This window comes from Paenibacillus sp. FSL H8-0122 (genome assembly GCF_038005345.1).
In the GTDB taxonomy this organism is placed as follows: domain Bacteria; phylum Bacillota; class Bacilli; order Paenibacillales; family Paenibacillaceae; genus Paenibacillus_AQ.
On record NZ_JBBOTB010000001.1, the window covers coordinates 2,871,328 to 2,895,434 of the forward strand.

General features: G+C 52.7%; 17 protein-coding genes. 1 reads left to right on the plus strand and 16 read right to left on the minus strand.

Annotation, left to right across the window (positions count from 1 at the left end; translation table 11 throughout):
- Positions 1 to 14: 14 nt before the first annotated feature.
- The 13 genes from NSS64_RS12630 to NSS64_RS12690 all read right to left on the minus strand — a co-directional run bounded on the left by NSS64_RS12630 (position 15) and on the right by NSS64_RS12690 (position 18,537).
- The gene (locus NSS64_RS12630) at positions 15 to 3,137 is read right to left on the minus strand and encodes a family 43 glycosylhydrolase (RefSeq protein WP_341140324.1); all 3,123 of its coding nucleotides are present in this window, start codon (positions 3,135 to 3,137) and stop codon (positions 15 to 17) included.
- Between the two features lie 264 nt (positions 3,138 to 3,401).
- Positions 3,402 to 5,213 carry a sensor histidine kinase gene (locus NSS64_RS12635; RefSeq protein WP_341140325.1) on the minus strand — a complete coding sequence of 604 codons (1,812 nt, stop codon included), beginning with the start codon at positions 5,211 to 5,213 and terminating at the stop codon, positions 3,402 to 3,404.
- Complete coding sequence (locus NSS64_RS12640) at positions 5,210 to 6,676, minus strand: response regulator transcription factor (RefSeq protein WP_341140326.1); 1,467 nt, start codon at positions 6,674 to 6,676, stop codon at positions 5,210 to 5,212. The genes NSS64_RS12635 and NSS64_RS12640 overlap by 4 nt, the downstream gene beginning before the upstream one ends.
- 102 nt (positions 6,677 to 6,778) lie before the next feature.
- Positions 6,779 to 8,383 (minus strand): extracellular solute-binding protein, encoded by a 1,605-nt coding sequence (locus NSS64_RS12645; RefSeq protein ID WP_341140327.1) that lies wholly within the window; start codon positions 8,381 to 8,383, stop codon positions 6,779 to 6,781.
- A 115-nt stretch (positions 8,384 to 8,498) separates the two neighbouring features.
- Positions 8,499 to 9,404: a carbohydrate ABC transporter permease gene (locus tag NSS64_RS12650; protein WP_340992927.1), complete on the minus strand. Its 906-nt coding sequence runs from the start codon at positions 9,402 to 9,404 to the stop codon at positions 8,499 to 8,501.
- Positions 9,398 to 10,348, minus strand: a complete 951-nt coding sequence (locus NSS64_RS12655) for an ABC transporter permease (protein ID WP_340940751.1) — start codon at positions 10,346 to 10,348, stop codon at positions 9,398 to 9,400. Before NSS64_RS12655 ends, NSS64_RS12650 begins: the two co-directional genes overlap by 7 nt.
- Positions 10,349 to 10,485: 137 nt before the next feature.
- Positions 10,486 to 10,704, minus strand: a complete 219-nt coding sequence (locus tag NSS64_RS12660; RefSeq protein WP_340940752.1) for a hypothetical protein — start codon at positions 10,702 to 10,704, stop codon at positions 10,486 to 10,488.
- A 46-nt stretch (positions 10,705 to 10,750) separates the two neighbouring features.
- Positions 10,751 to 11,929: a Ger(x)C family spore germination protein gene (locus tag NSS64_RS12665; protein WP_341140328.1), complete on the minus strand. Its 1,179-nt coding sequence runs from the start codon at positions 11,927 to 11,929 to the stop codon at positions 10,751 to 10,753.
- An 18-nt stretch (positions 11,930 to 11,947) separates the two neighbouring features.
- Positions 11,948 to 13,051 (minus strand): GerAB/ArcD/ProY family transporter, encoded by a 1,104-nt coding sequence (locus NSS64_RS12670; RefSeq protein WP_340940754.1) that lies wholly within the window; start codon positions 13,049 to 13,051, stop codon positions 11,948 to 11,950.
- 34 nt (positions 13,052 to 13,085) lie between these two features.
- Positions 13,086 to 14,510, minus strand: a complete 1,425-nt coding sequence (locus tag NSS64_RS12675; protein ID WP_341140329.1) for a spore germination protein — start codon at positions 14,508 to 14,510, stop codon at positions 13,086 to 13,088.
- A 74-nt stretch (positions 14,511 to 14,584) separates the two neighbouring features.
- Positions 14,585 to 15,547 (minus strand): NAD(P)/FAD-dependent oxidoreductase, encoded by a 963-nt coding sequence (locus tag NSS64_RS12680; protein WP_341140330.1) that lies wholly within the window; start codon positions 15,545 to 15,547, stop codon positions 14,585 to 14,587.
- A 1,347-nt stretch (positions 15,548 to 16,894) separates the two neighbouring features.
- Positions 16,895 to 17,644, minus strand: coding sequence for an AIR synthase related protein (locus NSS64_RS12685; RefSeq protein WP_341140331.1), 750 nt, complete (start codon positions 17,642 to 17,644; stop codon positions 16,895 to 16,897).
- Positions 17,641 to 18,537 (minus strand): helix-turn-helix domain-containing protein, encoded by an 897-nt coding sequence (locus tag NSS64_RS12690; RefSeq protein ID WP_340992921.1) that lies wholly within the window; start codon positions 18,535 to 18,537, stop codon positions 17,641 to 17,643. The genes NSS64_RS12685 and NSS64_RS12690 overlap by 4 nt, the downstream gene beginning before the upstream one ends.
- 181 nt (positions 18,538 to 18,718) lie before the next feature.
- Between NSS64_RS12690 and NSS64_RS12695 the strand changes: the two genes are divergently transcribed.
- The gene (locus NSS64_RS12695; protein WP_340753643.1) at positions 18,719 to 20,017 is read left to right on the plus strand and encodes an alpha-glucosidase/alpha-galactosidase; all 1,299 of its coding nucleotides are present in this window, start codon (positions 18,719 to 18,721) and stop codon (positions 20,015 to 20,017) included.
- Between the two features lie 84 nt (positions 20,018 to 20,101).
- On the opposite strand, the gene NSS64_RS12700 is transcribed toward NSS64_RS12695, so the two are convergent.
- From NSS64_RS12700 to NSS64_RS12710, 3 genes are all read right to left on the minus strand, one after another.
- Positions 20,102 to 21,358 (minus strand): peptidase G2 autoproteolytic cleavage domain-containing protein, encoded by a 1,257-nt coding sequence (locus NSS64_RS12700; RefSeq protein WP_341140332.1) that lies wholly within the window; start codon positions 21,356 to 21,358, stop codon positions 20,102 to 20,104.
- Positions 21,359 to 21,489: 131 nt separating this feature from the next.
- Positions 21,490 to 22,263: an ABC transporter ATP-binding protein gene (locus NSS64_RS12705; protein ID WP_341140333.1), complete on the minus strand. Its 774-nt coding sequence runs from the start codon at positions 22,261 to 22,263 to the stop codon at positions 21,490 to 21,492.
- Between the two features lie 193 nt (positions 22,264 to 22,456).
- On the minus strand, positions 22,457 to 23,728 hold the full coding sequence (locus tag NSS64_RS12710) for a BNR-4 repeat-containing protein (RefSeq protein ID WP_341140334.1): 1,272 nt from the start codon (positions 23,726 to 23,728) through the stop codon (positions 22,457 to 22,459).
- Positions 23,729 to 24,107: the final 379 nt, after the last annotated feature.

The following is a 24,107-nucleotide window of genomic DNA, read 5'->3' on the forward strand; positions in this document are numbered from 1 at the left end:
TTTCCCTCCGCTGCTTATTCTCCGGTAACACTGACCTTGAAATCATCGAAGTCGATAGACGCGTTCGCATAGCCGTCAACGCCGAACAGCTGTCCGGTCAGTGTGCTGCCGCCGGTATGGCGGAAGGCGAAATCTGTAGCGGCCGGAACAGATTCATTGTTGATATAGACGCTGTACGTCTTGGCATCCCAGTTCGCGACCATTTTGATCGTATACCATGTGCCCAGCGAGAAGTCTCTCACCTTGACCTTGTTGGAGCCGCCGTTTTGCACCAGAATTTTACCCGAATCAAACGCCGTCACCATCGAATAGTTGCTTGTACCGCTATCATTTCTTACCATGGCGCCGTTGGCATACTGGAAGTTACTGTTTAACCGGACACGGTATTCGATGACAATGCGCTGATTCCCCTCAGCATTAACCTCTCCCGCATAAGGCAGGAACAGGTTGGCTTTGCCCGCTACCGCGGTTGTGGTCAGCCGCAGGAATTTGTTGCCGCCTTCCTCCCGGACCACAGCAGTAGCACCATTCGTCAAATCTTGGGTAGTAATGCCATAAGGATATTTGCCGGCCGTATCGCCGGAGAAATCCCGGTATGCCTTATAAGTTATACCGTTCTGTGTGGTATTCAGCGAATTCAGCAGGGCGGCTTCCGCTTCAGCCAGTGCATTCAGTTCTGCAATGAACTGCGCCTGCGTCAGCTCTGCATTACCGGCCAGCCCCTCCGCATGATCCACGGCAGCAACGAAGTCAGCATACTTGGCTGCGCTATAATTGCCTGCCCCGCTTCCAAGCGGATAGGAGAAATTATCCAGCTTGCTGCGAAGCTGATTCACGAGCTCATCCAGGCCATAACCCGGCACAACCTCTGCAGAGATCGTGGAAGAGAACTCCTGGCCGCCCATCTTGAGGGTCACCGGTACCTGAACCGTGCCGATGGTACTGAAGTCCAGCCCTGCGAGCTCACCGCCGACAACCTCGGCCTGCACCGGCTGGTTATGGTAGACAGCATTCACCACGCCCGGAAGCGCGGGAACCACTCCTGAAGGCGTCTTCAGTGTTGTAGTGACTTGAACGGCATCTGAAGCGGCAATAACCGTTACGCGGTAGGTGGCTTGCTTGCCCCCGTATGACGCAGTAATTAGCGCCGTGCCCGGTTGAACAGCACTTACTGTATGGGTGGCCGGGTCGATGGCCGCTACTCCAGGATTGCTGCTGGTGTACTGCGCACTCCCGGTTACATCCTGAACCTCATAATTGTTGTAATGGGCTGTTGCCCGCAGCGGGGAGCTGGTCTGTCCACTGTTCAGCACAGCCTCTGGTCCGGTGAGTGCCAAGGACTGTACCGTTCTGGGATCTGCCTTGACGTTAACTGCCACGGTAGCAGTCCGGCCGTTGTAGGCGGCAGTAATTGTTGCACTTCCTGCCCCGGCGGCCTTCACCTGATTCCCTGCTTGAATCATGGCTACGTTCGTATCGGACGAGCTCAGGACCACGCCTGCCGTGACAGCAGAATAAGTAGTGCCTGTTACTGTATAGAGCGGCAGGCTGCGGATCTCGTTAAGACCCAGCGTATATCCGGGAGTCCCGAACAGCAGCTCCGAGGTATTCAGCCGGGATAGATCCAGGCTGTCGATGTCGGCCAGATTGTTCCCCTTGGTGAAGCGGAGAACATTGTCTCCCTGCTGAAGATAGATCTTCGCCGTGGAGGCTCCCCAGCGGTTCGCGCCGGAATAGACAATGTTCATCGACGCTCCCGGCCCGCCGTTGACCGACAGGATATGGGAGGCTTCCCCCGCATTCGCTGAGCCGTTGCTGTTACGCACGGACAGGACATAGAAGCCCGCCTGCGGCACATCGACACTGAACTGGGCATAGTCGCTGGCGTTCGCGAGGTTGGTAATCTTCATCCCGCCGGAGGCGGAGCTTTCGCGCCGGACCGCCGGGGACGAAGTGCCCGCCGGATCTTTTACAAGCAGAGCTTCTTCGGCTTCATAACGAATTCGGGCCGGCTCGCCTGATGGGATTGCTATCGGATTGTTCGGATTAACGGGCTCTCCCAGGTTCGGCGTGTTGTCTGTGTTCCAGGAGAACTTCTGCGCGCGTACATTGCGGGTCCAGCCTGAGCCCGGCCAGCGGGCGGAATGGTAGATGATCCAGTCCTCGGTCCCGTCCGGTGAAGTCACGATACTGTGATGGCCCGGGCCATAGACACCGTTCGCGCTGGAGAAGAGCGGCTGATCATGCTTGGTCCAGGAAGCGGGATTCATCAGATCGGCGCTGGTGCTGGCGGTGATCAAGCCGAGACTATAGCTGTCTGTCCAGCTTCCGTTGGCGGAGTAGACCAGATTGATCTTGTTCCCCTTGATCGTAATCTGCGGGCCTTCATTAATCCGGCCGGGGGAGGTCTCCCAGTCATACTCCGGTGTAGACAGGAGCACTCGCTGCGAGCTGATCGTCCATGGATTGCTCATTCTGGCGATGTACAGATTCTGAAAGCTGCCATCAGTGTCCTCCCAGCCGGACCAGATGAAGTAGTGCTGGTTACCGATCGTCAGCACAGTGCCGTCAATGGCCCAGCGGTCCGTGGCATCGGTAATTTTGCCCTTGAAGGTCCAGCTTCCGGTCATCGGATCGGCACTGGTATTCTCCATCACATACATACGGTGGTTAGCATTGGTTCCGTTATCGGCTGCAACGTAGATATACCATTTGTACTGGCCGTCCGTATCTTTGAGGTAATGCATCTCCGGCGCCCACACATTGGAGCTGTACATGGTTCCCTTAACCGGCGACCAAGCCAGACTCCGTTCGCCTGCTTCAATGCCGGTGATGGTCTTCGACCTGCGGATCATCACTCCGCTGGCATTAACAAAGGTGTTGTAATAATAGCCGTCCGTGTGCTTGTATACCCAGGGATCGGCCCCTGTCTGCATAATGACATTGTAGAAGTCATTCACGTTCTTCCCTCCTTGTACAGCCACTACCGGTTCCGGCTGGACCGGCCCCGGCTCTTCCGCAGCAGCGCTCCCTCCCCACTGCGGCAGCATAAGCAGTACTACGAGACTTAGCAGCAGAACTTTGAAGCCTTTCTTGGACAATTGCACTTCTTCCCCGGCGAATTTAACCGCTTTCATTTTTTCTCATCTCCTTTTCGCTTGAATGGTGACTCCGGCTAGCGTACTCATAATACCTTCCGGGACGCATTAAAAAAATGTACTATCTTAAAATGTTTTTGTAACCGTTTTAGTTGTAAATACTTACAGCTTGACGACAAGCGGGCCTTTTCTCCATCAGCAGGTGGACTAAATCCAACTGTTTCCCCTTCCGCCTGCCCCCAGGGAGAGCGTACGCCAAAGAGGGGCACTAATGCCCCTCTTTACTCACACTCACTTGCTATTTCAGCCCCCTGGCAGCTTCGGAATCTTCACGTTCACGGTAGTCCCATAGCCCAGCCGGCTGTCAACGGTCAGTCCGTAGCCTTCTCCGAACAGATGGCGGAGCCGGTTATGAATATTCAGCAGCCCGATGCCCTGCGCCGACTGCCCGGTCAGGGCCAGCTCCTTATGCTCCAGACCAAGCTTGGCCTGAAGGGCGGCCAGCTCCTCCGGCTCCATTCCCCTGCCGGTATCCGTAATACAGAAGCATACATCCCCGCACTCATCCAGGCTCCCGGTAATCTGAAGCTGTCCGCCCTGATCCATCCGCTCCAGCCCGTGATAGACCGAATTCTCCACGATGGGCTGGAGGATCATCTTGGGCGTCTGCAGCTCCAGCAAGCCCTCCTCCACATCAAGCGCCAGAGAGAATTTATTCTCGTAGCGGATCAGGATGATCTTCATATAGGCCTGAATGCAGTCCACCTCTTCCCGGATCTGCACAAGATCATCCTTCTTGATGCTGTAGCGGAAGATCTTGGACATGCAGTACGTAATCTGCGCAATCTCCCGGCTTCCGTACTCCAGTCCGATGCTGCTGATACAATTCAGCGTATTATACAGGAAGTGTGGATTAATCTGGCTCTGCAGGGCAGAGAACTCCGCCTGCTTCTGGCTCAGCTCGGATTCGTATAGTCTGGCCTGGGTATTGAACATCTCGCGGGTCATTTCGTCCATCTCGTCCATCATCCGGTTAATATCCTGGGCCAGCAGGCCTACCTCGTTCGTGAACCGGACTTTAATCCGGAAGCCCCTATCCCGCCCTGCCACCTTCTTCATATCCATGACCAGTCCCATCAGGGGACGCATCAGATTACTCATGAAAAAACTGCCGGTTAGTATCATGCTGACAATAATGCCAATCCCCACGATAATGCTAACCTTCCGCATGGGGATCATGTCGGCAGTCAGCTCCTGCACCGGGATCATACTGACCACACGCCATCCGTCAGCCTGCTCCAGCCCCTTCACCTGGACGAGAACCTCCTGGCCGCCGATCGTTGCTTTTACCCCGTTCAGCAATTGGTTCTTATCCATGGACAGCACATCTTTGATCACATTGCCCCGCGCATAGGAATTGGTGGATGCCACCACCTCATCCCGGTTATTCAGAATATACAAGGTGGAGTTCTGCGTTAATTCCGTATTCGCCACCAGCCCCTGCATTTTGTCCATATTGACCATCACCATGCAGTAACCCGTAATCTGTGAGAAGTGGACGCCTCCGATGGACTCCACAATGGGTGCGATATAGAAGAACTGTTCTGTCCCTGTCCGGTCATCTCTCAGAATGGCAGTGAACTTCCCCTTCTGCCGGAGCGCAGGATCGTTCTTGTACGGGCGGATAAAGGTCTCATACGGATTAATATAAAAGATATCGCCGCTTGCAGAATCCTCGCTGGAGAGCCGTCTACCCTGGAGGTCATTGACCATGATTCCGTTCACATACGAATTGAAGGACCGCATATATTCCATCAGATCCAGTGCATAGGGTGCGCTGTCGAACGCTCTTTTGTAATCATCATCCGCTAGAGTGAACTCCTGAATCAGCTTGTTGTTGACCGCAAAGCCAGTGCTGACCCGGATATCATTGAACACCGAATCAATTTTGCGGCGGGTCTGCTCTATCATCTGGTTGCTGTAAGTAACAGCTCTCTTTTGCGTAAGATTAGAGAAACTATAGAAAAAGTAAAATTCCATAATCGTGAATATAACAATAGAGCAACAGAAGAATAGCCATAGCTGATGCTTCAATTTCACCTTGCGGGTCTTCATGGCCTGCTGCTCCGTTCGGCTTCCCTTTTTCTGAATTTGGCGGGCGTCATCCCGCAGTGCTTCTTGAACACCTTATTGAAATAATAGTAATCTACATACCCGGACTGGATGGCAATGTTCTCAATGGACAGATCTGTCTGCTTCAAAAGCCCGCGGGCTTTCCTGATCCTCAGCTCAGCCACGTATTCAGAGAAGGTTTTGCCCAGATTCTTCTTGAACAGTTGACAGCAATACACCTGATTGATGAAAAATTGGACCGACAGCTCCTTCAGATACAGCTTCTGCTCATAATTACGGTCAATATAGGCGACCATCCGGTTGAAGCAGGATAGAATATCCCCTTCCTGCAAAGCACGGCTATTCCCTTGCCGCAGCACGGTAAGAACGTCATGCAGGAAGCTGCACAGCGACTCCAGGTCCTCGAACCGCTCCTTCAGCTCGGCATAATTCAGGAATTCCAGCTCCATGTCCCTGAGTTCCTCCGGATAGGCGCTGATCAGAAGTCCGACAGCCTGATTCCATAAGTAGACAACCTCGCTCATTCCCAGCTCATGAAGCCTGAAGTATTCCTGCAAACCAAGAGTGTATGTCTCGATGCTGTCATATTGATTCCCATGAACTATAGTCTGCAGCTCATCTATACAGGGCTTCACCAGATGAAGCTTCGGACTATAGTGAACGGCGCCGGAAACCTCATCCACAAATACTCTGGAGGCCGCGAGATCCGCTTCCTTGATCAGCTTGCTGATCTGCTTAAGCCCGCTGCCGATGCTGCTGATCCCCACAACAGGAAGCGCCGGACTGCTGGCGCCAGCTGGCCATTCCTCCGTGATTCCTTCCAGCTCACTCTTTTGTTCTGTCATCAGAACAGCCAGCAGGGTGCTCGTTCCGGTCTCCACTTCCAGCAGCTGAACCGGCAGCCCGTCCAGCTTCAGCAGTCCGGCGGGCTTCGGCCTGTCTTCCTCATAGTGAAAGGCAAGCACCCGGCAGCACCCGGCATTCGAGCCGGCAGGAAGGTAGCGCCTGATCTCTTCTTCATCTGCCGAGGTAAGCGCATCCAGCAAGAGGTGGTTGCGCGCAGCACTTCGCCGGGAGAAGTGCAAGGCGAGCTTCTCCAGGAACGTATCGGCCATATCCACATCAAGCGGCTTCAGGAAATAATCGAGTGCCCCGAAGCGCAGCGCTTCCTGGGCGTATTCAAATTCCGCATACCCGCTGATAATGACGAATTCAGTATCTATTCCATGTGCTTTGGCCCGCTTCATCAGATCGAGTCCGGAAATCTCCGGCATCCGGATATCCGTAACTACCAAATCCGGCTCCTGCGAGGCGATGGCCTCCCACGCCTTGTACGCACTTGTGAACTGTCCCGAGATTTCAAAGCCATACTGCTCCCAGTCAAAGGCATTGCTGATCCCTCTAATCGCCCACGACTCATCATCTACAATAATGACCTTGTACATGGATATCCTCCTGAACCTGTGAATTCATCTGGGCTTACCCCGTAAACGAAATGCGGATAAACCACTTATAATCATCCTCGTGGTTTATCCGTATTTCAAGACTTATTTGGTATTCGCTTTAACTTCCCTGTAGTTCTTCACATTCTCATCTTGAACCGCTTTACCGCCGGCATCCATATATTCCTTCACCAGCTTCTCGTATAAGGCGTCGAACTCGGCCTCCTTGGCCACCACCAGCCGGTCAATCATCTGCTTGTTCATATCGCCCAGCGTCTTGCCGTATTTGATATTTGCTTCGTTTGGCACCCCGTAATAGAAGGATGAATAGCCGTCTGTCGTGTTAATTTTGTAGGATTCCATAGCGAGGGCCTCATACTGCTTATCCCCGGAGGCCAGGGCTGCGGCATAGGTTTTGACGTTCTTCTCCGTATCGCCCAGCTCAGCGCCGTTCACAATCACGGTATAGTCCATATTCAAATTACTCGTCATCATATTCTCGCCGGTCTGTGAAATCCCTTGCGGGATGCCGTCTTTCAGCGTATGGTTAACGCCTTCTTCACCGAACTGCAGGAAGAACATCACTTCCGAGTCCGCCATCCAGTTCAGATATTTTATAGCCAGCTCTGCGTTCTTGCTGCTTTTAGGGATGAAGGAGAATATTCCATTCTCATTATATACCTCTTTGATGTATTTGCCTTCGGCATTTTTGAAGGTATCAATCGGAATATAGTTGGCGTCCGGCGCATTTTGCTTCAGCGGTTCACGGATTTTCTGGGTCATCGGATAATCCCAGTTGGCGGCATAGAAGCCTACCTTGCCGTTGGTGACATCGGCATCCGCCTGCTTGGTGGTTTTGTCCAGGGCAAAATCCGGGCTGATCAGCTTCTCATTATACAGCTTATTCAGCCACTTGTAGGCGTCCTTGTTGCCCGGCTTCAGCCAGTTCGGCGTGGTGACGAATTCCTCCTCTGACATCTGACCCCAGAAGGATTGAACCAGGTTGCCGAAGGTATAGTTCATGCCGGCTGCCGCCGTTGCCCAGGGAATGACGCCGTTCACATTGCCCGGGTTCTTGTCGCGGAAGGCCACCAGCGTATTGTAGAGCTCATCCCTATTGGTCGGGAGCGGCATTCCCAGCTTGTCGAGCCAATCCTTACGGATGAACATCCCGTTCCAGGCGAGCAGGGTGCGCTTGCCCGGGATCGATACCTGCTTGCCGTTATATTGGCCGTAAGACAGAACGTTCTCTCCGAGATATGCCTTCAATTGCTGGCCTTGGCTCTCAAGCAGCTCGTCGAGCGTGTGGAGGCCATCGCTTTTGGCAAAGCGGGTGACCAGCGCCCCGTCATAGGTGAACGAGATGTCCGGAGCCTGGCCCGCAGCCATTAATACGTTCAGCTTATCAACCTCCTGGGACCGGGGAACCGGTACATATTCAACAATGGCGTTATTGGGCTTGCCGAAGTGCTCATTGACGTATTTCGTCCAGGTATTATTATTCAAATCCGGCTGGCCCTGAACCCCTCTGTCGAACACCTCTACCGTCAGTTTGGCAGGAGGATCAGAAGGGGACTTTGCTGCATTTGACGACTCCGGCGCAGCGGACTCTTTACTCTCTTTGTCATTGCCTCCGCAGCCTGCTGCAACGCCTGTCAGCAGCACGGTGCTGAACAGAACGGCCGATATTTTCTTGATGCCTGTCTTCACGGTATACCACCCTTTCATACCTTATCATGATAGTAATCCAGATTATAGCTTCCTTGCCCCGGCCGCTTCAACTTTCGCCAGCCGGCCCCCCTCCTTTCCCCGGAGTATACCCGCTTTAGCCCTTGATCGCGCCCGTCATTACACCGTCAACGAAATACTTCTGCAGTTTGGGATAGATCAGCAGAATCGGAATGGTGGTGAACATGACGCTTGCAGCCTTCAGCGACTCCGGCACAATGAACGAGCCGATGCTGCCTTCGCCGCCCTGCTGGCTGTCCAGCTGCTGGTTAGCTGAGATGATTTGGTACAGCTTAAGCTGCATGGGATAGAGCTCTTTTTTGGTAATATAGAATAAGGCATCCTGAAATCCGTTCCACCGGTCTACGGCATAGAAGAGGCTTAAGGTGGCAATCGAAGGCAGCGAGAGGGGCAGGACAATCCGGAGAAGAATTCCCAGATCCGAGCACCCGTCAATGGACGCCGATTCCTCCAGACTCTCGGGAAGGGAGCTGAAGAAGGTTTTCAGGATAATCAGATTAAATACACTCATTGCGCCCGGCAGCACCAGACTCCATATCGTATCCATCATCCCCAGGTTCTTGACCAGAATGTAGGAGGGAATCAGACCTCCGCTGAAATACATGGTGAAGACGAGGGCCGACAGAATAAAGTTTCTGCCCCACAGCCGTCTCTTCGTTAATGGATAAGCTGCGCAGATGGTCAGGAACATACACACCGCCGTGTAAAAAATCGTAAGCACAATACTGTAGCCAAGCGTGTACAGCATGTCGACATCGCTCAAAATGGTCTTATACGTCTCAAGCGTGAAGTCAACCGGCCATAACGCTACCTTTTGCGAGATAATCGCTTCGTTAGAGCTCAATGATAGCGCTATCATATATAAGAACGGAACAATGCAGGTGAACGACAAGGCCACAATAAAGACGATAATCGCGATATCTGCCACACTTGTTTTCCGGCCAATCCGTCTTGTTCGTATAATCCCTGACGCTTTCACCATATCCCATCCTCACCCAATTTCTTCGCAATATAGTTGGCACCAATCAGCAGAGTCAGACCTACTACAGACTGGAACAGTCCAACGGCTGTTGCCTGGGAGAAGTCTCCCGAGCTGATGCCCACTCTGTACACAAAGGTACTGATGACATCGGAATATTCGCTGACCAGTGAATTCCCCATCACAAACGGGCGGTCGAACCCGATCGATACCATTCGGCCAATCTGGAGGATCAGCAGAATATTGATCGTAGATTTAATGCCCGGCAGTGTAATATGCCACATTTTGCGGAGTCTGCTGCAGCCGTCCATATCGGACGCTTCATACAGCTCCTTGTTAATTCCGGTGATGGCCGCCAGATAAATAATCGTCCCCCAACCGATATTCTGCCATACTCCTACAGTAATATAAGTGGCCAGCCATGGGGCCTTCTGTGACAGGAATTCAATCTTCGCCAGGCCCAGACTATCCAGGAAAAGATTAACCATCCCGCTGTTCGAGAACATCAGATAGACGATCCCGCCGATAATTACCCAGGACATGAAGTGCGGCAGATAGAGGATCGTCTGCGTTAATTTCTTGAACCTTGCCATACGGACCTCGTTAAGCAGAATCGCCAGGATAATCGGGGCCGGGAAGCCTGCCACTAAATCCAGCACATTGAGGACCAGCGTATTTTTGAGGGCACGATAGAAGCTGTCTTGCTGAAAAATAAAGCGGAACACATCGAGACCGACCCACTCGCTTCCGCTCGTGCCCTTAAAAATATTGTAATCCTGAAAAGCCATAATCAAGCCGTAAATCGGTGCATATTTAAAAATGGCAATGTACAGCAAAGGCAGCAGCAACAGGACATAAAGCAGGGCGTCCCTCCTGATTCTGAGCCAAAAGGTATGTCTTCGGACTAATCCGATCTGATCTTGCTGATTGTCTAAAACCGCTTTCATTTCTCCCATCCCTCCGGCTGTATTAAGGAGCTCTCCTGTTTTTCATTATAGTCAGCCGGGGAGATAAGAAAATGTAATCGCTTAAATGAATTTGGTAAAAACTTAAAAGACAGCCCCCGGAGGAGCTGCCTTAAGCTTCATTTCATAATCAGATCGATTCTGCCGAACAACAGCTTCACCAGTTCTGTAGGACCCGGCAGGCCTGGTTGAAATAAAAGAAGAATGGTAAGCCCCGCCGCCGCAAACGTAATGCCTGCTATAACCTTTCTGGCTTTCTTGTCCTTACTGCCCCGGAATTCAAAAATAATGATCCCGGCAGACAGCAGCAGAATCGTTAGGATCATTGCCATTTTCATGCTACCACATCCTTGTATGGTTGCTGGAATTCAGGCATACCCTCCGTCAGTTGGCCGATTGCTCCGGTATGCCTTGGGGTCCGGTTGCTCTTCCGTTCCCGGTAATACTCGTCTTGACGGAGACCTCCACCTGCAGCCCGGGGTACATAGCCTCCCACTGCTCCTTCTTCGCCTTCCACTGCTGCGGGTAATGTCTGCGGAAGGCATCGGCGAATCTGAAAAAGTCGGTCTTCTGCTCCTGTTGCGACATGTGGAGTGCCTGATAAGCAGCCTCCTTGAGCCTCTTCTCCCACGCCTTCTTCAGCGCCATCACCTTCGACGGATCAGTCAGGTTGGCATCGGTTGTATTCAGGACCACCTCTCCACTCGCCACAATCCGGATCTTCATCATCCATTCCCCGTTGACGATGCTTGGAGTCAGCATGGTGGTGATTTGTTTAGACAGAATCGAGAAGGAGCCCTCCTCCCCCTCCAGAGCTACCGGCATAATAACATTATTAAGCTCATTAATCATGAGCAGTACTCCAAGGCTTACCGGTTCTTTGACAGTAAGTGTATAACGGCCCTGCTTATACAGGCTTAACCCTTTGAGTGAGGGAGTCGTCGCATTCGGACCATCATTCGGTTCCGGGGGAGCAATCAGGATACGGGTTAGGACGGCCGAACCGCTGGCCCCTTGGAGGGATTGGGACAATTCCAGCAGGGTCACACGCGTGCCGAGGTTCATATTTGCCATTTCCCGGAGGGATTCGGAGGAGCTGCGCTCCAGCGGGTCCAGCAAGGCAAGAATATTCTTGGCGGAATCCTTGCTGGAGAAGATATACGCGTGTTCGCGGAACTGCGGATAACGGAGGAAGAAATCAACAAATTCGCGCAGCCCCTGCTTCCCTGCCTCTTCACTGATTACAATCACCTCACATTGGCCCCAGAACATATGGCGGGCGACCTTCCGCTGCAGCCGGTTCAAGGCTTCCGCAATGTTCACTCCTTCAGCTGTGCGGGTCATGGTGACTCCGCTTGCGCCTTCGCCTGCCCCGCCGCTCTCTGAGCCGCCGCCTCCTTTACGCGGAATGAAGATCTGGGCTGTCAATTGCGCCTGGCCATCCTTATAATCCACACCGGTGGCGAGCACGATCGCCAGGTCATTAATCTCCGTCCGGTCCCAGCATCCGCTGAGCAGTATACTGCTCAGCAGAAGCATAATCATGGCTCTGAAGCCCCGCATTGCCCTCCCTCCTTATAATCATCCTCTGCTCAGACGCTTCAGCCCCTTCTTCAGCAGGGCCAGTCCATAGATTGCGGCGGGAAGCCCCACCAGGAACATCATTGTGTATATGTTAGCCGAAGCGCTGATAAGCGCAGCCACACCCGCAGCGCCGGTCACTACCCAGTAAGAGAACACCATGCTTACGAAGGCGAGCGGAATCACCAGCGGTCTATAATCGTCCAGCCCGAACCATTCGGCGGCTGAGGTGGCGAAGATGTAGAGAAAGACAGAGATTTTGACAAAGATCCCGAAGATCCAGATCGCAATAATGAGAGCCTCAATATGCTGCAAGAAATCGGCAATCGTAATGTAACGTGCAGCAATCATCACCGGAAAAGCAAAGCTGTCCGTCAGATCTCCCATCAGCAGCAGGCAGAACAGATTGGTCACGGTCATGGCCAGTGTTGTTGCGACCAGCGAGACGAGCATCGTCCGGCCCAGATGTTTCTTGCTGTTGACGTAGGGCAGCAGGAAGGCCAGCACAATATATTCGCTGAACCATGCCGCCGGGGCCACCGCGCCCTTAATGGGAGGCACCAGCCCATTCTCCATGAACGGAAGCAGCTCGCTAGGCCGAAGCTCCCGGATCAGAAGCACAAAGATCAGGCAGAGCATCACCACCAGCAGCGTAACGAACACCTGCGCAGTCCGGCTGACCACCTCAATGCCCAGTCTCACATTAATTGCGCAGACTGCAACCATAGACCCCATAATGACAAGCAGGGGCGTTCTGGGAAGTGCATTATTCACAATGAACTCGCCGTATTCCAGAATAATCAGGCCGTTCAAATGGGGCAGAAAGAGCAGAAAACCCAGCCCGATCACCTTGCCCGGCAGCCACCCGGCGATCAGCAGACTGGACTGCATAATGGTCTTGCCGGGATAAAGACGGTTCAGTCCAAGCGAGATCCCTATAACCGTTACTCCAATCAGCGAGCCCAGGATGGGCGATAACCACATATCATGTCCTGCATAATGCATGGTGATCCCGGGAACAGACAGGATAGCGGTGGCAAGAATCGAGGGGAAAACAAGAAAGGCCAGCTGGGTAACAGATATTTTCCCTTTGTCAGTCAACATAAGAATCCTCTTCTCTGGTGAACTCCGGCTGCCGTCATTTGCTCCGCGGCTGCGAGATCCACAATACATCCTTCAAGCCCTTGCTGAACGTCGGAGCTGCCGGTGACAGATAGGGCCTGCCGAATGAACGCAGACTGCTGAGATGAATGACCACCAGGATAATGCCGAGCATGACGCCGATCAGCCCCAGCGTGCCTGCCAGAATCATCATGGGGAAGCGCAGCAGACGGGTTGCGATACTGGCGGAATAACGCGGAACCATGAAGGAAGCGATGCCTGTGATGGCCACGATAATGATCATCGGTGCAGAGACAATTCCCGCAGTGGTAGCAGCCTGGCCTATAATCAGCGCGCCCACGATACTGACGGCGGAACCTATCTGCTTCGGCAGCCGGACGCCTGCCTCCCGCAGCGCCTCGAAGGCTATCTCCATAATGAGCGCTTCCACCAGGGCCGGAAAAGGAATCTCCTCTCTCGCCCGCGCAATACTCAGCAGCAGCACGGTGGGGATCATTTCCTGATGGAAGGTGGTAATGGCGACGTAAGCCGAGGGGAGCAGGAGCGACAGAGCATAGAAGATGTATCTGAGCCAGCGGACAAAAATACTCATGTAAATGTTCTCGTAGTAATCCTCCGGGGATTGCAGCATGGAGAACATATTGACCGGGGCAATCAGACTGAAGGGAGTCCCGTCAATCAGCAGCGCAAACCGGCCCTCCAGCAGATTGGAGACCACCACATCCGGGCGCTCCGTGGCAATCATCTGCGGAAACGGCGAATAGGGCTGGTCAATGATGCCCTGCTCAATATACTGGCTCTCCAGCACATCCTTGATATTCAGGCGGCTGAGCCGTTTATTGACTTCAGTGACCAGTCCCGGCTGAATAATTCCTTCCACATAAGCGAGGGTGACCTTCGTATGGCTATACTCGCCAATAGTCTTGGAGTGCAGCTTCAGCGCCGGCGTCTTAAGCCGCATACGCAATAAAGACTGATTCATAGCCAGAGCTTCCGTGAATCCGTCACGGGCACCGCGGACAGTGGATTCAGCCGCCGGTTCTTCGGGGGTCCGGGTGGGCACCTTGTATAGCGGATAGCCTTTACCCGAAGCCAGGCCGTCCAGCAACAGCACAGCTTCGCCGTCCAGGATCGCTGCAACGGCTTGTTCAGCGGTCATAATCTGGTGAATCGAGGCGACCGGAACCTCAGCAGATCCTTCCACAGCCGGTTCAACTGCAAGGCCGGTCTGCTCCAGAGGTGCCAGCAATTGCTGCTCCAGCCGTTCCGTATCACATAATCCTGTACAATACACACAGAGCGCGGAAGTACGATGAACCGTCTGGAACGGATGGAACACCACATCCTCACAGCCCGCAAACACTCCGCGCAGCACCTGTTCATTCTCTGCCAGCCGCCGGGTCAGCTGGGTCTCCGGTTCTGCTTCCGTTGCAGTATTCATCTGTACTCCCTCCCTGCTCTACCCTTTGAATTTCATATTCATAGTCATGTTATCCTGTGCTATTGGGGGAAGAATTATGCAAGCCCAGCCTTCCATGCTTCCCGGTTCAGCTCACCATTCAGTGCCGCAGCGGCCAGCGCGCCTGATGCGGCAGCAGCGATGGATTGATGCATCATCGAGGCGGCATCCCCTGCGGCGTAGATTCCGGGCACGCTGGTCTGACCGGTCTCGGCCATTTCAAGAATACCCTGCTCGGATATCCGGCAGCCCAGGGAATGCGGCAGATCCGTTCCCGGAACCAGCTCCGGCTTGAAGAAGATGCCGGTACACGGAATTTCTGTTCCATTCATAAGCTTCACATGGTTAACCATGCCTTCATCTGATGCAATCTCGCGAATAGGAGTGTCAAATAACGGAATAGCATGAGCACGCAATTCTTCGCGTTCTGCTTCTGTCAGCTCATCGGGTCCATTCGTGCAGACAGCAAATTGCTTAGTCCACCCATATAACAACGGAGCCAGATGCATGAGTGCTGCTCCTCTGCTGATGACTACCAGCGGCTGATCTCTTAATTCCCAACCATCGCAATACGGGCAGACAAAAGCGCTCTTCCCGTAGACCTCGGTCAGCCCCGCAATGTCCAGCCTGCGGTCCTTCATGCCTGCGGCGAACAGCAGCTTCTTGCTGGTCAGCTTAAGCCCTGAAGCGGTCTCCAGCAGGAAGCCCCCATCCTCCCCGGTAATGGACACAATTGTATCTTCAACGTGTGAAACGGATGGATAAGCGCCAAGCTGTTCTATGGCAATCCGCCGGAGTTCGAACGGAGCGATCCCGTCCCGGGTCAGGAAGCCATGCGCTTCCCGGGTGACCGCATTGCGCGGCTGCCCGGCATCTATAACAATCGTCCGTTTGCGTGCACGGCCCAGCATCAGCGCAGCATTAAGCCCGGCAGGCCCTCCTCCGATAATTATTACATCTGCATTTGCGGCATCAGCATTAAGTTCATTTGCGGCATCAGTGTTTTCCAGGTTCTTCATTTGTAAATCCTCCTTGTGTGTGGTTGTGGTGAGTTCGGTATAGGCGGGTGACGACGGGGTTGTTTGCGGATATTAGGGACTTCTGTAGTCTTTTATTGCCGCAAGTGGAAACGGCTTTGCCGTCCTTTTAAAGGACGGTACCGTTTCAGCGAGAAATAGAAGGATAAGTTATCGTGTGCAACATATAAATTCTTATATTTCAAAAAATTAAACATATCCTCCTCTTCTCCATCGCTCAGTTCTATCGCTAATCTGTATTGCTAATCTGTATTGCACATATACATCGTCCAATCTGCATCAACAATCTGTAATACATATCTGCATCGTCCTAATTAGGGACTATGTGTGTCTATAATAACTTTTAATTTGAAAGATGTCAATTCCGCCGCTTCTTGGCGCTAGGATAGCGGATGAGCCCGAGATGTGTGCATTGCGGGAGCGAAGATAGTACATCATCAGAGCTAATCTTGTGAATATGACAATGATCAGACCTTATCACGCGAAGGCTTCATTCTTGTAGCTAAACATCTGATGCTGTACTAGCTAGAACAATAGCAAATGCATTTTGTACCATAGAATGCTCTAAAAACGGCTATCACCTAGGCTCTATTGTATTCTGTACAGTTGAATCTCGAGCAATGGCAATTTTTCGCCTGAAATGCAACTTTCTGCTGTACGAAATACAGTAGAATCCCATTTCACAGCAAAATATGAGGTTTCCATTGCAGGAAATACAATCAGTTGGTTATTTGGTGCAACAGAACATTGGGTTGGCGGGAGAGCTCCAACTAATGCGTGCACCTCCTGGAATGTAGTTACTTTTAGTCACGGGGAGAACTCAGAGATTCATTCCTACAGTTTTAATGCAGTTCAACCATGCAGTGCTTTATGGCGTGTAGTTCCAAGTAGACATTCAGGGATAGTTGCAGAATGTACACTTAAAAACAGCGTAAAAGAAGGCTTGTCTCCTATAGCTGTAATCTGTACAACTAAATCTGCCCCAACGGGTGGAAACTCGGGAAAGCGGGGATTTTAAGTGTGCGAAATACAGCTAAACGTATACTGGGGAGCAAACCAGACGCTTTAGTTGTACAAAATACAATTAAGCCTATCGCCTATGAGTGGGTACGGTAGTCGGGGCGCTGCAAAAAACGGTTTTCACTAATTTAAACCTGATGCTCAACTAGTTGGATTTCCTCCACTTACTGAGGAACGTATGGGCCTGTTTTTGCACTTAATCCCGCAGAAAGCGGGAAATTAAGATACGTTTCATTTGTTCACCGGCAAGCCATATCTGGCTCAATCAAAGCCGTTTTGTTAGCGCTGTATTCACCTTCCGCAGGCTGTTCAATCCTGCAAATAACCGATCAATTCCATCCTTCCGCCTATTCTGGACTGAAGCTCACTGAGGCTACGCTCCTCAGCCGCAAAAATCACCGCTGTCGCCGGCCCACCGGATGACTGTAGCTTATCCGCTATTCCAGGCACCGGCTGGAAGCCGCAGCCGTTCAACTCCGCGAGCAGCTCCGCTTCATACCCTGCTCCCTTCGATCCGACCGGGTGAATGTCATGGACTTCAGGAGCAGCGGCCAGAAGCTGGAGCTGACGGAGAGTACACTGGCTTGCTTCCTGCTCCAGAACAGAGCTTCCGACCAGCGGTTCGCCCAGCATCACAATACAGTCTCCGCTCTGTGAACAACCTACCTTCAACTGCGTCTCATCCGCCTCACCGATCACAGTGATTCCGATACCGGTCTGACAGGTCACGAAATTATCCTCGGTGCTGCCGTTCACATGGGCGGCAGTCAGTCCGGCTTCCTGAAGCAGCTTGCGGATGCCCCTTATAATCTCATTCCCTGTAGGCTCCTTCTCTACCGCCAAGGTATCGATGACCGTTAAGATCTCCGCCCCCACAGACAGCACCTCCATTACTGCAACTCTGGCAGCATAATAGCCTGCGACATCCGGGGGTGTCTTCACCGCATCCATCGGCTTATTCCCGATGCTGGCGCTGGAATCGCAGCCGATGACCAGCAAGCGCCCTCCCTCTCTTCGTACTATGGTCAGATCCCGGATTCGCTGAACTTGCGGTTTCATATGTTTGATCCCCCTGTATCTTTTTCATTCCCGTTCCTGAGTCCTGCCCGGTACTCGCTCGGCGGCATGCCGGTAGCTTTGCGGAATTGCTTGGAGAAATACAAGGCGTCATTGAAGCCGACGGAAGAGGCCACCTGTTCAATGGTCAGCGGGCTTGCGAGCAGTTCCTTGGCCTTGTCCATCCTGACTTTGAGCAGATACTGCTTCGGTGACATTCCGGTCCGCTGCTTGAACGCCTTGGATAAATGAACCCGGTGGTAGCCGAGCGAGGACGCGATGTGATCAATGCTGAGCTGCTGGTGAAATTGCAGCGTAATCCAGCGGATCGCTTGGTCGATCTGCCGGTCGATCATCTCCGGCATCCCGGACGGATTCGGCGGCAAGGCTGCAAGATTATTCCGCCCTAACTGATGCAGCAGCAGCCTTGCCCAGCCCGACGCCTCCAGACTCTCCAGCCGCGGATACGCAGATTGCTTGAACGCCTGCCGGATACGTTCATACAAGCTATGCAGCTCAGCGGCGTTACCTTCGCCGGAACGGATAAAGGGCTGATCCTTGGTGATGCCGACAGCTCTGAGGAGATCCAGTACCCCAATGCCCTGCAATGCAACCCACGCATAATGCCATGGAGTGTCCAGGTCGGCCTTATAGCTGAACAATGACCCGGGGATAATCACGAAGGTGTCTCCCGCCCGGCACTCCGCCGCGAACGTCCCGCACTCGAACAGGCCTCCGCCCTCCAGAACGGTATGTATTAAATAGAAATCATGTACGGACGGTCCAATCGTATGTCCGGGAAGCGGTCTCCCCTCGCCGCTGAACAGCACTGACAAATCCTGCTCCTCCGGTGTGAGGTTAATGGCCAGAGTGAACTCGTAATGATCCGGATTCATGCAACATTCCTCCATATCTATCTTGTCTTTCTCCATAGGCGGGCCTTCGGTTCTATTCTATAGTGATTATAGAAGAAACAAGCGAAAAAAGCTTCTGAAACCTCATATTTCTGCCAGACGTTCCTTCAAAATCATTGAAGGACAGAAGCATTTTCAGCAACCCACAGGAGGTTAGACTCTTATGTCTAAAGTTACATTTATCGGTGCCGGAAGTACAGTGTTCGCCAAAAACGTCCTCGGAGATATCATGGCTACGCCCGCTCTGCAGGGCTTCGAGCTTGCCCTATATGATATCGATCTGCAGCGCTTGAACGACTCGGCGAGCATGCTCCAGAATCTGAAGAAAAGCAGCGGCAGCACTTGTACTGTCAATACGTATACTGACCGCAAGGAAGCGCTGCGCGGTGCCAAATATGTGGTGAACGCCATTCAGGTCGGCGGGTACGATCCTTGTACGATTACGGATTTTGAGATTCCCAAGAAATACGGCCTGCGCCAGACCATTGCGGACACGGTAGGGATCGGCGGCATCTTCCGCAACCTGCGCACCATTCCGGTAATGCTGGATTTTGCAGCGGATATCCGCGAAGTCTGTCCGGATGCGCTGTTCCTGAACTATACGAACCCGATGGCAGTTCTGACGAATGTCATGAACACTTACGGCGGGGTGAATACCATTGGACTCTGCCACAGCGTTCAGCAGTGTATTCCTGGATTATTCGACCACCTCGGCATCGACAAGACAGGGGTACAAGCCAAAATCGCCGGCATCAATCACATGGCCTGGCTGCTTGAAGTTACCAGAGACGGCGAGGACCTGTACCCGGAAATCAAACGGCGTGCAGCGGAGAAGCAGCTTGAACCGCACTACGATATGGTCCGCTATGAGATGATGCTGAAATTCGGCTACTATATTACGGAATCCTCTGAACATAACGCCGAGTATCATCCGTACTTCATCAAGCGGAACTACCCGGAGCTGATCGAACGCTTCCAGATTCCGCTGGATGAATATCCGCGCCGCTGCGTGGAACAGATTAAGCAGTGGGAGCAGATGCGCGGGGAGCTGGTGAACAATCAGGATCTGACGCATGAGCGTTCCCATGAATATGCCTCTTACATCCTGGAAGCCATGGAGACGGATGTACCGTTCAAGATCGGCGGTAATGTGATGAACACGGGCCTGATCACCAATCTGCCGCGTGAAGCCTGTGTCGAGGTGCCTTGTCTGGTAGACAGAAGCGGCGTAACGCCAACCTTTGTAGGCGATCTGCCGCCGCAGTGCGCAGCGCTGAACCGGACCAACATTAACACCCAGCTCCTGACCATAGAAGCCGCTATGACTCGCAAAAAGGATCATATCTACCACGCAGCCATGCTGGACCCGCACACCGCCGCCGAGCTGTCGATGGACGACATCGTGAGCATGTGCGACGATCTGATCGCGGCTCATGGTGACTGGCTGCCGAAGTATCAGTAAATTCTAAATAACAAAGGCAGCAATCCTCTATAACTGGAGAATTGCTGCCTTATGTTTTTGAGCTTCGTCCGCTTGCAGAATTATTTATTTCACATAAATTTTGATCTGATTCGGTGCTGTTCTGGCCAAAACACGGTATCCTTCTGTAGCGGAGGTAGCCACTCCATTCTCACCAGGCAGACAATAGCCGTTCACCTGGCAGGTTCCGTCATCCCGGACAAGAAGCTTGCCCATGGTTCCTACAGCCACCCATTCCGGACGATCGATCCGTGGCACATACGTCTGAGACGGATGATACTCAGGATTGACAACAGCAGAGATCTTAGTATGCGCAGGCGCCAGAACTTTGCCCTTGCTGTCTATTACCGCCTTCACTTCCCGATCTTCATATTTAACCCTGCCCCATTCATCCTTTTCGTATTTGCCCGTCCAGTTCAAAGGACTTGAATCGCCAAGTACAGAAGGATTTGCACTGACCACACCCAGGATGTATTGATCTGCCGGAGTTGCTTTTCTGACATGTTCACCCTCTGTGGTTACGAAATAGCCCGGTTCGATCGGCAACCCGTCCACTGTCTCAAACATTTCGGCATAATCGGCGCCAAAAGGCATTACCGTGCCTTGCAAGAATAGATTTCCGGAAGACCCTTGAAGAACAGCGGCCAAGCCAAGAGTGGCTTCATTCCCATTAGCTAAATGCCATGAACCAGGGTAAAGGGTTTCACCATCTGAACCCATAATGTGAGCATTAATGTGTTCTGGAAGAACAACCGTACTGTTACCTTCAGCATGAGAGCTCTCACCACCTGCAATTGTAGAAAAACCTTCTGCATGGGAAAATATTCCATTCGCCTCAGTGGAGGAACCTTCCGCATGAGAAGAAAGCCCATTTGCCAGAGTCATGAAGCCTTCTGCATGAGCAGCATCACCAGCTGCTACAGTCAGGTAGCCTTCGGAATGGGAATATTCTCCACTTGCAGTACTCTGATTGCCCTCTGCGTGTGAAGCCACACCCGAAGCAGTCGTCTGAGCACCCTCAGCGTGAGATTGAGGTGCGGAAGCAACAGTTAAACCTCCCTCAGCATGGGCAGCGTCACTGATTGCATAGGTCTTGTAGCCTTCCGCATGTGCGGCTGGTGCTGTAGCAAGTGTCCCATTCCCTTCGGCATGGGCCGTGTCCAAAAATGCAATGGTCTGGTAGCCTTCCGCATGTGCCGCAGAAGCGCTGGCTGTTGTCTCATAGCCCTCAGCGTGAGAAGCAAACCCGCTGGCGGTCGTGGAGTTTCCCTCTGCATGTGAGCAAGCTCCGGAAGCGGTCTGATTGCATCCTTCATCTGCCATAAGCCATTCCTCCTAATATTGTGGTTTTTATGGTCCTACCCTACACAATATTGCGGACTTGATGGAATGGACACGGCATGTCTCTCGGGTACAAAACACTATTTGTGATGGATGCCTGCAACGCCTCTTATTCAACCCAACGTAAGCCATCTCCGGTTATGATGCTCCTGCACCTCAACCGGGGTATCGAAGAAATCGCTGAGCACCTCTGACTTCAGGCACTCCGCCGTCTCGTCAGCTTTATAGATTTCCCCCTTCTTAACCAGCAGGGTATGCGTGAAGCACGGCGTAATTTCCTCGATATGATGGGTCACATAGAGCAAGGTGGGGCCGCCTTCCTGCTTGGTGATCTTCTCGATCATCTGCAGCAGCTGCTCCCGCGCAAAAATATCAAGTCCCGTACAAGGCTCATCCAGAATGAGCAGCTCGGGATTGGCGATCAGTGCGCGTGCAATGAGAATCTTCTGGCGTTGTCCCTGTGACAAGGTATCATAAGTGCGCGATGCCAGGGCCGAGCAATCCAGGAATTCCAGCAGCTCCGCTGCCTGCTTCAGGTCCTCTTCTTCCGTCTTGTCGTATAGCCCGATCGTGGCGAACTTGCCGCTCAGAATGATGTTCAGCGCCGTCTGATGGCCATACAGCTTCTGCTGCAAAGAGGTGCTGACCCAGCCGATCCGCTTGCGCAGCTCTCTCAGGTCCACATCACCGAAGCGGTGGCCTAGCACCTCCACCTGACCCTGGGTCGGCCAGATATAGCCGTTCACGACATTCAGCATCGTCGTCTTGCCTGATCCGTTCAGACCGACTATGCACCAGTGCTGTCCCTTCTCCACCTGCCAATTCATATCTTGCAAAATCATCGTCTGCTCACGCCGCCAGGATACATTTTCAAGCGATATAATCATGTTCCGTTGCTCCTCCTTGCCTGCAATAGTCTTCTTGAAACATTATAGCAGCACAATGTATTCTGCGCTTCCTGCTGTACGGGATCAAGCGCGTGTATGTATATATGCAATACGAAAGAACCCGGGCGAATGTCAAATGCCCGGGTTCTTTCTTTTGGTAGATAGCTATGATGTGGAGTTCCTCTTACCTGGCCTAGTTATTTCGCCCGTAGTATAACTTCAGGTTCGTTACGTCTACCAGATACAAGGTATCAATCCCCTTCGGGCTGCGGTCTACCGCCAGCCGTTCAACCGGGATACCCGGTGCAAGCGAGGTCTCGGTCCAGCCTCCGCCGCTGTTCACTGCCATGAACGCACGGTCAGTTCCGCTGCTTTTGACATAATAGACTCTTGCTCCTGTACCGGTCCAGGTCACATCGATCGCCGCATTCGTGGGAGCAGCGTTATAGACGGTCTGTAAGTTCCAGCCGCCTGCACCGTATGTGGCCTGCTTCACCGCAAAGCTTGTGCTGCCCTCCTCACGGTAACGGTAAGCGATTACGGGACGACCCGCAGAGTCAAGCGTCATCTTAGCGCTCTGTACGCCCGGACCGCCGGGGTCACTGCCGCTCTGCACATAGGCTTCGCTTGGAGCCATTGGCTGCACGATGTCCGCAGTAGTCAGGGAGACCGGTGCTGTGACCGGAGTTCCGTCGGCTTTGCTGAATACACCCGTGGACGGGCTGTACTTCAGATAGGACAACTGATGGCGCAGCGGGCTGGCCGCGAAGTACGCCCACTCGAACAAGATATGCATATCGCCGTTCGCATCAAAGACTAGGTCATCGGGATAGACAGACCGGTTGAGGTGCGCCGCAATGATTTTGACCTGAGTCCATACGGAATCGGCGTTGTTCCAGCGGAAGAGTACAGCCTCTCTTTTACCAGCCGGGTCTTTGTCCACGCGCACCAGCAAATACAGATCTCCATTCGGAGCGGTCGTCACTACCGGATAGGTTACTGTCATGCCTGCGGGCAGCTCGTCGGAATGGTTCTGCGGAATTCCGCCAACAGTATCTGAACGGTAATAGCGCCAGGGATTGCTGTGCATAGAAGCAAATACGTGGAACCGCCCGTTTCCGTCTCTCGCCATAGAAGGCTGGTTATGCCCGAGATCGTCCAGATATTCCGCAGGGGTTGTCCCATCCATGAGCGGAAGCTTGCTCCATCCCCCGTCGTTGTCTCTTCTTGCAATAGCTACTGTATGCTTACCGGGTATCGACCCTGGGGCGTTATAGGCCATATAGGCATACTCATAGCCAAGCCCATAAGTGGCAATAGGGGACCACCAACCCGCCTGATTGCTGGAATCCATCGGAAAAGGCACCTCCTCCAGCACAGCCGCCGCGCTCCCCGCCCCCGCAGGCACTACAGTCAGCAGCAGCGTCATAATTAGAGCCAGCATCCAATGTTTGATCTGCTTCATTTATTAAGCCTCCTTCATCTCATGACCTTACGCACATAAATAGATACAGGGTAGCAATGTGAACGTATCACCTGCCTGCTGAATGGAGCTTAAGCGAATAACAATTGAATCCAAACTCGCTTGAGTGTAAACGCATACATTTTTCTTCAGCCCCGCCTCCCTTTTGAACAAATGTACTGATAGTAGTGAGCTGGTTACTGCCGTGTGCTAGGTTCGGAACTAGTCTGATATGTGCTACTTTGCGCTAGGTGCTAGTATTACTGGCCCAAGAATAGCACGCTGCCAAGAGGAATGTTACTGTACATTTGCAAGATTGCTGTAGCTCAGGTGCACTAGTGCACTACAGTTGCCCGTCTGACCCGCATTCACTGGATTCAGA

Coding starts and splice junctions, on each gene's coding strand:
- NSS64_RS12635 (WP_341140325.1), bottom strand. CDS start 5,213: ATGAAGACCCGCAAGGTGAAATTGAAGCATCAGCTATGGCTATTCTTC.
- NSS64_RS12700 (WP_341140332.1), bottom strand. CDS start 21,358: ATGGCAGATGAAGGATGCAATCAGACCGCTTCCGGAGCTTGCTCACAT.
- NSS64_RS12675 (WP_341140329.1), bottom strand. CDS start 14,510: ATGAATACTGCAACGGAAGCAGAACCGGAGACCCAGCTGACCCGGCGG.
- NSS64_RS12695 (WP_340753643.1), top strand. CDS start 18,719: ATGTCTAAAGTTACATTTATCGGTGCCGGAAGTACAGTGTTCGCCAAA.
- NSS64_RS12680 (WP_341140330.1), bottom strand. CDS start 15,547: ATGAAGAACCTGGAAAACACTGATGCCGCAAATGAACTTAATGCTGAT.
- NSS64_RS12640 (WP_341140326.1), bottom strand. CDS start 6,676: ATGTACAAGGTCATTATTGTAGATGATGAGTCGTGGGCGATTAGAGGG.
- NSS64_RS12685 (WP_341140331.1), bottom strand. CDS start 17,644: ATGAAACCGCAAGTTCAGCGAATCCGGGATCTGACCATAGTACGAAGA.
- NSS64_RS12670 (WP_340940754.1), bottom strand. CDS start 13,051: ATGTTGACTGACAAAGGGAAAATATCTGTTACCCAGCTGGCCTTTCTT.
- NSS64_RS12710 (WP_341140334.1), bottom strand. CDS start 23,728: ATGAAGCAGATCAAACATTGGATGCTGGCTCTAATTATGACGCTGCTG.
- NSS64_RS12690 (WP_340992921.1), bottom strand. CDS start 18,537: ATGAATCCGGATCATTACGAGTTCACTCTGGCCATTAACCTCACACCG.
- NSS64_RS12665 (WP_341140328.1), bottom strand. CDS start 11,929: ATGCGGGGCTTCAGAGCCATGATTATGCTTCTGCTGAGCAGTATACTG.
- NSS64_RS12660 (WP_340940752.1), bottom strand. CDS start 10,704: ATGAAAATGGCAATGATCCTAACGATTCTGCTGCTGTCTGCCGGGATC.
- NSS64_RS12705 (WP_341140333.1), bottom strand. CDS start 22,263: ATGATTATATCGCTTGAAAATGTATCCTGGCGGCGTGAGCAGACGATG.
- NSS64_RS12655 (WP_340940751.1), bottom strand. CDS start 10,348: ATGAAAGCGGTTTTAGACAATCAGCAAGATCAGATCGGATTAGTCCGA.
- NSS64_RS12630 (WP_341140324.1), bottom strand. CDS start 3,137: ATGAAAGCGGTTAAATTCGCCGGGGAAGAAGTGCAATTGTCCAAGAAA.
- NSS64_RS12650 (WP_340992927.1), bottom strand. CDS start 9,404: ATGGTGAAAGCGTCAGGGATTATACGAACAAGACGGATTGGCCGGAAA.